The sequence below is a fragment of the Streptomyces sp. NPDC031265 genome (assembly GCF_055570295.1).
Map to the genome: position 1 here is coordinate 19,482 of NZ_JBVIHM010000042.1, position 9,028 is coordinate 28,509.

Sequence of the window (9,028 nt, forward strand, 5' to 3'; positions counted from 1 at the left end):
GGGTGCGGGTACGCAAGGGGCTTGCAAGCATGGGTACACGGCACGGTCCCCATCAGGAAGACGATCGCTATGGGTACTACAGAGACAGAGCTAGCCCCGGGCGCGCACGTCGCGGTACTACGCAAGGCGCGCGGCTGGTCGCAGGCGAAATTGGCGCGGAAAGCGGCGGTCTCGGTCTCCCTGCTGAGCAAAATCGAGATCGGAGACCGGGCACTGACACCGGCGGTCGCTACTGCGGTCGGTCAGGCACTCGGCGTCTCCATGGATCAGGTGCTGGGCCGCGCACCGATCACCCCGGACGATGAACAGCGGCTCTCCGAGCTGCGCGCGGCCATGCGGGACTACGACCTCCCCGACCGCTCGGCCGTCGAGGAGAGCAGGCTCGGCGCCGCTCTGGAGCAGGCTCACGAACTCCGGAACGCCGTCGATGTCCGCCGGCTCCTGGTCGTGCTCCCGGTGCTGCTCAGAGACGCTACGGCGCACGCGCACCGTGCGAACTCCCCCGAGGCGTGGGGGATGCTGGCAGACGGCTACAGCATCACCTACTGGCTCGCGGCGCGGCACCGGTGGATGGACATGGCCGAGCTCGCCGTGACCCGCCAGCGCTGGGCCGTCGAGCAGCAACCCAATCCATTGGTCGCGGCCGTCGCGTACCGGGACAGGGCCGGAACGTACCTGAATTTCGGGGACATCGAGCGGGGCCTGACCCTCGTAGACCGGGCCATTGCCGAGGCACAGCAGACACTCGACAGCACCGACCGCGATCTCGCCGTATCCATCCTCAATCTCCGCGGAATGACCCTGGCAGGCCGACTGAGGGACAAGCGCGAGGCCAAAACCGAGGCGGAACGCCACATGCGATCCGCGGTGGCCACGACACAGGGAATGAGCCGTGACCTGAAAATCCACGGCCTTTCCGTGGGACCGCAAAACACGATCGCCCACCAACTCGCCACCTACGTGGACCTCGGCAAACCGCGACAAGCTCTGTCCGTCACCCCCGACCTGGACCAGGCAATGGAGGGAATGCCGCCCACCCGGGTGGCACCGACGTACATCAACGCCGCGCGCGCCCAACTCGACGTCGGAGACCGCGACGGCGCGCTCACCAACCTGACCGCCGCGTGGGATGTCGCACCGCAGATGGCCCGCATCCACCCCATGGGCCGCGAGGTATTCCGCGTGCTCTCCTCGCTCCACAGGCGCAGCAACCCCCAACTACTGAAACTCTCCCAGCTCTCCGGAATCACCCTCTGAAAACGAGAAGTTGATGGCGCTGGAACTGCCGGGGCACCGGTGCAGGTGCCGGGTCTTCGCCGGGTGAAACCCAGCGTGAAGAGCACCGTGGCACAGGCAGCTCTCCGTGGCACATGGGCAGCGGAGCTTCCGGGACCGGATGGCGTACGGATACGGTCGAGGGGCCCCGGGTGCTCGCAAGCTTGGGGACATGGACCGGCGACCGCGCCCACCTAGCTCCTGCACGGAGTGGGGTCCGCCTGATGGCGGGCGGTCGCCGGGCGCGTTGACCAGCCGATCAGCAGGTGTCAGAAGAAGCTGTCATATCCCTGCAGAGCGCGTGTACGGACGTCGTGGCTCCATGAGCAACGTGGTGATCTCGGCCTCTTGCAGGTCACGCGCGCGCTTGAGGGCGATCTGTATTTCGTCCTCAGACACCACGTTGACCTGCGGCTCGGGTGTCTCATCCAGGTCGATGTCACGCGACGGGGTGCGGGCTGGCTGGGCGGGGTTCGGGTGTGCGGTGCGACGGTTCCCGGGCCGCCGTGACGCGGGGAGGTGCGCTTATCGACTCGCGACGCCGACTGCCAGGACCCGCCTGGAGCAGCTGGTCACCGAGCTGGGCAGCGGCACGCCCCTGACCCCGCGCGGCAGGGCCGAGCTCCTCGACGCCGTGCGGGCTGTGATGGAACCCGACAGCGTGCCTCCCACAGCGGTGGGCGACCTCCCGCATCACCCACATCCGGCACGTCCCCGGCGAGTACGGGCGTGCGCGGACGTACAACGCCGCCCGTCACCGCGGGCCAGTTCTCTGGCCGGGGGCGTTGATGTCGGGGAGGCCCGCGACGGGCGAAGCCGTGAGGCTAGCAGGTTCCTGATCCGGGCCGCCGAGTAGGCGACGAAGGCGGTGGATCTCGGCGACGAGCCGGGGGATGTCCTGGCGGGCGCTGGCGATGAACTGGGCGTTTTCATCCCATCGTTCGTCTGCCACGTCCACGTAGCGCGGTTGTTGGACGAGCGTGGCAGCCACGATCGTGCGGTGGTCAAAACCTGGCCAGCGTTCTCCGAGCCCGGTTTCGGCGGCCGTACTGACAGCAACAAGGCTCATGGCATGGTCGTCGTCGAGCTGCCGCACATGCCAAGGTCCGGGAGTCGCGGCCTCGGCGCGCTCCTCGATCACAGCCAGTTCTTCATCCGTCAGCGGATTCAGGGCATCCATCAGACTGCCAGTCTCTCGGATTGCCCACATTCCCCACAGCCGTCAAGCTCGCAAACCGGGCATCCAGCTATCAAGCTCCATCAGAGCAACCGAAGGCTCGCTCAACACTAGACGAGATCCCACTTCTGCCAGTCCGTGCCGTTGCAGTCCCACAGCCATGTCCGCTGAGGGTTGCTGCCCGCCTGGGCGGGGTCACCGTCGAGGCAGCGGAGGTTCCAGGCATTCTTGATCTCACCCGCAGGTTCGAAATACCACTGCTGGTTCCAGGAACCGCCATCGGACCAGCCCCTCCAGCGGTATCGGGTGATGGCGCTGCCGTTGGTGTTGTTCAGTACGGCGTCGAGGACCCGGCCGTCATAGGCGCCGAAGGCCCACCTGCCGTCCTGGAGCAGGGCGATCCACTTCTGCCAGTCCGCGCCGTTGCAGTCCCACAGATAGACCCGGCCTCCGTCCCAGGACTGCCCAGGGTCAGCGTCGAGACACTTCCCGGAGTGCCGGTTGCGGATAGCGAAGGTGAAGGGGAAGCCCGCCGCTCGCGCCTTGGGGTCCTTGGGGCCGAAGCGGGCCGCGAACTCTGCGACGGAGATCTCGCTTCCCTCGGACTGCACCTGGGCCCCGTGCCGTGAAGTCGCAGAAGCGCCGACCGGCGGGATCGCCGCCAAGGCCGCCGCACAACAGGTGATGAGCACCACGAATCTGTTCACTGACCATCCTCCCCGGACACGTGAGTCGAGTCCAGACTGTCGCGCGCCAGGCACGGCACAGGGAAGGGAGAGTCGAGGAAATGTCCGACCGGCACACGCCCATTGGCTGGCACGCCTGGCACCACCGGGCCCTGGAAACCGCTACCTGCCGGAGCGGGGAGCGCCTCACGGGTTCCAATACGTCGGCATTGAAGCGAGAAACAGTGCGCCGCCCCCGAGGAGGACGAGCTGGGTCGCAGCAGTCACCCAGCACCTTAAGAGCAAGCTGAGCAGCATGGTTGACGCGCCTGCCCACACCGTGAGCTCCACCACGTTTGCCTGGTAGGAAGAGGCCGTCGAGTCGACGGGGCCGGGATAGCCCATCCAATCGGCCGTCCAGACGCCGTCTCCACCCACAAGGCAGAGACAGATCAGCAGCAAGTCCAGCAATGCCGCGAAGGACGCAGCGGCGAAGTCCCGGTCGCGGTGCTCTTCAGTGCGTATCCGCATGTGCGGACAGACACCTCAGAGGGGAAGGCTGGTTGCGCTTGACCGTCGGTGGCCTGATCAGCTGGTCCGCGATGAACCGGCCTCGGCCCATCGACCACTCCTCTACCGCGGGCCGCTGCTGGCGCTCTGGCTGGCCCTCGGCGCCGCCCGGCAGCGTGGCAGCTGGACGGGGCGCCGGTGGGTGCGGGCCCACGGGCGCCGCTGCCCGGCGATCACCCAAGCAAGCGGGGGCTGCGCCCGGGGGGAGGCGGCACAGAGGTGCTGGCGCGAAGGTTCACATGAGAGCGCGGATACCGAAGCCGATGACGACGTACACGAACCCGAGCACGGTCATCCAGGCGAACGCCAGCATGCCGCGCCTGCGCCACGTGCGGGTGTAGGCGTCCGGGTTCCCCTCGCCCTCGAACCACGACCGCACCCCGCGAAAATCTCTGATCAACACCAGGCCGAACAGGCCGAACACTGTGAAACCGGCAAGGACGAGGAGCAGCGCGAGCATCACGTGATCACATCAGACGGGGCCAGGACCTGTACAGGGCAGCGTGGGGCTGGGGCAGCGTCGTGCCCGCGTGTGCCGGGCGCCGACGCAACTGCTCGACCCCGGTGAACACGCAGGTCACCGCTCACCATGGTGCGGATCTCATGCGACCGTGTGCGGCAGGCTGTCGTTCCTGGCCGGTCTCCTGCCCGGTGGGGCTAGAACTGACGGAACATCTCATCCGTGGTGCCAGGCGGCAGCGCCCTGCTGAACATCACATACGCAGGGCCGTGCGGGGTCGAGGTCGCCACACAGTCCCAAAGGTCCAGGTCGTAGGCGCAATACCGGCGAAGCAACGCCTTGAAGACCTCGAACTCATCGTCGCTCAGCCGGCCAACCTGTCCACGCTCCACAACCGCACGCTACAGCCGGCAAGACAGCGGGTTTGCACCACCCTGGGCCGATCATGACGCGTTCACCGTCCGCCTCCCTACTCCCGGGCCCCGGGCGGACGGCCGGGGCGCGAAGCAACCCACGCCGGCGGCGCGGGCGCCGTTGTGTCGGCAGACGCCGTGTCCCACGCAGGTCATGTCGCTTTACGCGAGGATCGGGCGTCCCCGTTGTGTCGCGTTGTGGCGAGATATGCCGTCCCTTTGTCCGGCACGACTGCGTGACTGAGATCACGCCTGCGTGGGGGTGCTACGTCGGCTGGAACGATGGGTGAAGGTATGGGTTCGGGCATAGAGGCCTTCCATATAGGGGGCATTCACGGGTGAGTTCAACCAGGGGCGATCTGACGACTCGAAGATCGTTTCTCGTTCGTGAGGTGATCGTTCCCCGCCACCGCTGTGGCTGGGGATGACGGTGCAGTGACGCGAAACAAGGACGACCCGGGAACTCCTGACTCCCTCACGGTGCGGAGCGGTTCGGCCAGCTTGGCGCGACCGGCCAAGACCCGCAGCCGCGGAGAGTTCGGTGCTCCGCCGACAGGAGAGCCTCCGTGCCTCTAACCTGATTTCGACGCGACGGTTCACCGAGAGGCGGTCGAGGGTGGAGCCTGCGGCACTGGGGATGGCGGCGCGGGTCGCCTCGACACTGATCAAGCCGCTCGTGGCGAAGCTGTTCGTGCGGGAGGAGAGCGGCGCCGACCTCGTCAGCAAGCCGATCCGTGTCTCCAAACTGGTCAGCTGGCGTGGCCAGAAGCGCACCCTGGACGAGCGAGACGTACGCAAGATTAGCGAGAAACTGATCAGCCGGACCATCGCCGCGAACCCGTACGAGCCGGCGGTGCACGAGGGTGACCGGATAGCCGTGGTCGACGCGCTGACCAAGACCCTGCTCTCGCTCGGCGACCTGGAGATGGAGGACGTCCAGGCGGTCCACCTCGGGCACGTCGAGCTGGCGCGCAAGCTGTCGGCCGCGGCGCACGACTCGACGCGGAACATGAGCGCCGACGCGACGAACCTCTACCGTTCCCTGCTCGACGTCTGCTGTCTGCACATCCTGCAGTTCTTCACGCAGCGCTCGGCCTTCATCCCAGCCACGCTGATCACGCAGACCCGCATGATCGACGAGACAATGCGCCGCATGGAGGTGCTGACGGCGCGGCTTCCCCCGCCGCGCAGCCAGGACGCTGATTTCGAGCAGCGCTACCTGGAGCACCTCGGGCTCAAGTACGGCAAGCTCGCCATCTTCGGGCTCGACCTCAGCGCTCCCGGTCAGGCCCGATGGCCGCTCGACACGGCCTATTTGAGCCTGGAACTCTCGGCGCAGAACCGCGACGGAGGTGTCTCGGCCACCCACCGGCTCCGGGTCGAAGGGGCCCTGGCCGGGAAGCACCGTGTGGTGCTGCGGGGCCCCGCCGGTTCGGGCAAGACGACATTGGCTCAGTGGCTCGCCGTCAGCGCCGCGCAGAACGACTTCGACGACGACCTCGCCTTCCTCTGCGGCCGTGTCCCGTTCATCCTCCCGCTCCGCAGCCTGGCGCAGGAGTCCACGCTCCCCACCGCTCACAAGTTCCTCGCCATGGCCGGCAGCATGCTGGACGGCGCGCAACCGAAGGGCTGGGCCGACCGGGTCCTGCACAGCGGGCGCGGCATCGTCCTCGTCGACGGCATCGACGAGATCTCGGAGTCGAAGAGGCTGCTGACCAAGCGGTGGCTCACGGAACTGACCGAGATCTACCCGCGCACATTCTTCCTCGTGACCACGCGCCCCTCCGCGGTCCCGATCGGCTGGGCGGCGGACCTCGGGTTCGTCGAGTTCGACCTGCTGCCCCTCAACCAGCGCGACATCGACAAGTTCGTCAACCGCTGGCACGACGCGGCCCTGTCGACTCTCGGGGACGCTGAGGAGCGCACCGAGGTGGAGCAGTACCGGGCCGCCCTGCACGTCACCCTGCGCCGCAAGCCCGACCTGTACCAGCTCGCCACCAATCCCCTGATGTGCTCGGTGATCTGCGCTTTGCACCGCGACCGGCACTCGCAGCTGCCCGAGGGGCGCATGGACCTGTACGCGGCCGCGCTGCGGATGCTCCTGGTCCGCCGCGACAAGGAGCGGGAGGTCATCGCGCCGGAGGGCTTGCAGCTGACCGAGGAGCAGCAGGTCCAGCTCCTCCAGCGGCTCGCGTACTGGCTCATCCGCAACGGGCGCTCCGAGGCGACCCAGGCGCTGGCCGTGCGCATCATCCGGGAACGGCTGCCCTCCATGCCGCACGTCGTCCCGCTGGACGGCGCGCACCAGGTGTTCCGTCATCTGCTGCTGCGCAGCGGGCTGTTACGGGAACCCACGCCGGACACGGTCGACTTCATCCACAGGACCTTTCAGGACTACCTTGGCGCGAAGGCGGCCGTCGAGACCTCGGACCTGGATCTGCTCGCCAAGAACGCTGGCGACGACCAGTGGGAGGACGTCATCCGCATGGCCGTCGGCCACGCCCGCGAACGCGAGCGCGGCGAACTGCTCCGCAAACTGGTGGCCATCGGCGACCAGCGTCCCTCCCAGCGGCGCCGCTATCACCTCCTGGCCGCGGCGAGCCTGGAGAACGCCACGACGCTCGACCCGGCGGTCAGGGCGGAGGTGCTGAGCCGCGCCGCCTTCCTCATCCCTCCGGCCACCCGCGAGGAGGCGGAGAACCTGGCGCAGGCGGGCGCGGTGGTCCTCGACGTGCTGTCGGGGCCGGCCGACATGACGGAGGAGCAGGCCGTCGCGAGCGTGCGCACGATCGGGCTGATCGGGGGCCCGGCCGCCCTGCAGCGGATGCAGGCGTACAAGGACGCGCCCCAGCGCGGTGTCCGGCAGGAGGTCGTCAACGCGTGGCCGCGGTTCGACACGGTCGAGTTCACCGAGTCCATCCTGGCCAGCTGCCGCTGCGACGACATCGAGATCCCGGTGACGAACGCGGAGCAGGTGGCGTGTCTGCGCCAGCTCCCCGAGGCGCCGAACCTGTCGCTCCCCCAGCCGTCGCTGATCCCCGAGCTCTCCGCCGTCCTCGACCGGGACTCCGTGGTGTCCCTCGCGCTGGGCACGACCGACCACCGCACATCGGAGCTTCCCGCCCTCGGTGGTCTGACTGGGCTGCGGCGCCTGCACGTACGCAATCCGACGTCCACGCTGCCCCTGAAACCACTCGCCGACAGCGGCATCCGGGAACTCGTGCTCGACTGCGTGCCAGTCGGCCTGGACCTCTCCGCGCTCCAGGCCGTTCCGCAGCTGACCACGCTGAGCCTCGGCTTCGCCGACCGCGTCGCCCTCCCGGAGGTCGCACTGCCCTCGATCACGTCCCTGCGGCTCAAGGGGGTGGCGGAAACGGCGAGGTTGCCCGACTTCGCCGCCCTCTTCCCCGGCCTCACCCGGCTGCACCTGAATCTGCACCGCAGGCCGCGCCGGGCGCCCCTCGACCTGTCCCGGGTGCGGGGCATCGACTCCGTCACCGTCCGCGTCCGGAACACGACGAAGGTCATCGGCCTCGACGGGCTCGACCCGGGGCGGGTGTCGGTCACCGTGGAGGGCCGCCGCACGGGCGGTCTCCTCACATCGTTCCGCGACCAGCGCCCCTGACTCCGGGCGGCCGCCGGGAAAGAACGCACCGCGCAGACTGCGGTCGGCCCGTCCACCGGCCCGCAGGTGTAAAGGGCCCGGTGAACCCTGTGCGCGCGGCGCGGTCGTGCCGGATCATGGCGGCATGTCCGCGAACCTGTACGACGCGCTACCGATCCGGCTCAACGTCGACGACAGCGACTCACCCGCCAACGTCATCGACGCACTGTTCCTCGGCCGCTTCGCGACGGGCGAGCAGCCCCACTCGCACAGCGCCAACATCGACCGGCTGTTCGGGTGCCGGTTGTAAAGACGCCCTTGGACAAGTTCCCGGACATCCGGCGCCAGCACGGGAGTCTCCGCGTCCAGGGCGGCGAGCACGCGGCGGCTCTCCGACTCCCGTCGATTTCCTGCCTCCCACCGCAGTGCCGCGAGTCCGGTGCGGGTGAGCTCGGCCACTCCACCTCGATGACCCCGCTTTTCTAGTTCGCCGACGAACCAGTCGATGGTCCCCTTGTACTTCTCCGCAGTCCGGTGCGAGTCACCCTGGCCGTGTGGGTGCATGAGGTAGACCAGGCCCGTCAGCAGCTCGCGGACCAGCACGGGGTTCACCAAGTCGTCGACGTTCAGGGTCGACGTGGTGCCACGGGTGAACGTGCAGAACAGCCGCAGAGGGTTCTCCAGGATTTCCGCGGGCATCAGATGCAGCAGATGATCCGCCGCGACAGCGTCTGGGGCGCACGAGGCGGGGGGGGGGCAGGGGGGGGGGGGGTGGGCGGGCCGAGCCCGGGACCGTCCCCCGCACCCACACAGGGGCGCATGTTGCCCCCCCCCCATACGGACACCACCCGTCCGCACCTCTAG

The 9,028-nt window shown here is 68.3% G+C and carries 7 protein-coding genes and 1 pseudogene; 3 read left to right on the plus strand and 5 right to left on the minus strand.

Features of this window, described 5'->3' with window-relative positions; translation table 11 throughout:
- Positions 1-69: 69 nt before the first annotated feature.
- Positions 70-1,257 (plus strand): helix-turn-helix domain-containing protein, encoded by a 1,188-nt coding sequence (locus ACZ499_RS37010; protein ID WP_468681186.1) that lies wholly within the window; start codon positions 70-72, stop codon positions 1,255-1,257.
- 772 nt (positions 1,258-2,029) lie between these two features.
- On the opposite strand, the gene ACZ499_RS37015 is transcribed toward ACZ499_RS37010, so the two are convergent.
- The 5 genes from ACZ499_RS37015 to ACZ499_RS37035 form a co-directional block, all read right to left on the minus strand.
- Positions 2,030-2,455, minus strand: a complete 426-nt coding sequence (locus ACZ499_RS37015; RefSeq protein WP_468681188.1) for a hypothetical protein — start codon at positions 2,453-2,455, stop codon at positions 2,030-2,032.
- Positions 2,456-2,562: 107 nt separating this feature from the next.
- Positions 2,563-3,159: an RICIN domain-containing protein gene (locus ACZ499_RS37020; RefSeq protein ID WP_468681189.1), complete on the minus strand. Its 597-nt coding sequence runs from the start codon at positions 3,157-3,159 to the stop codon at positions 2,563-2,565.
- Between the two features lie 165 nt (positions 3,160-3,324).
- Positions 3,325-3,648, minus strand: coding sequence for a hypothetical protein (locus ACZ499_RS37025; protein ID WP_468681191.1), 324 nt, complete (start codon positions 3,646-3,648; stop codon positions 3,325-3,327).
- Between the two features lie 274 nt (positions 3,649-3,922).
- On the minus strand, positions 3,923-4,147 hold the full coding sequence (locus ACZ499_RS37030; protein ID WP_468681193.1) for a hypothetical protein: 225 nt from the start codon (positions 4,145-4,147) through the stop codon (positions 3,923-3,925).
- Between the two features lie 197 nt (positions 4,148-4,344).
- Positions 4,345-4,539, minus strand: coding sequence for a hypothetical protein (locus ACZ499_RS37035; RefSeq protein ID WP_468681195.1), 195 nt, complete (start codon positions 4,537-4,539; stop codon positions 4,345-4,347).
- 637 nt (positions 4,540-5,176) lie between these two features.
- Between ACZ499_RS37035 and ACZ499_RS37040 the strand changes: the two genes are divergently transcribed.
- Together ACZ499_RS37040 and ACZ499_RS37045 are read left to right on the plus strand one after the other, a co-directional pair.
- Positions 5,177-8,185, plus strand: a complete 3,009-nt coding sequence (locus ACZ499_RS37040; RefSeq protein ID WP_468681197.1) for an NACHT domain-containing protein — start codon at positions 5,177-5,179, stop codon at positions 8,183-8,185.
- A gap of 106 nt (positions 8,186-8,291) precedes the next feature.
- Positions 8,292-8,456: pseudogene (locus ACZ499_RS37045) on the plus strand (DUF5925 domain-containing protein); the annotation flags it as partial.
- Positions 8,457-9,028: the final 572 nt, after the last annotated feature.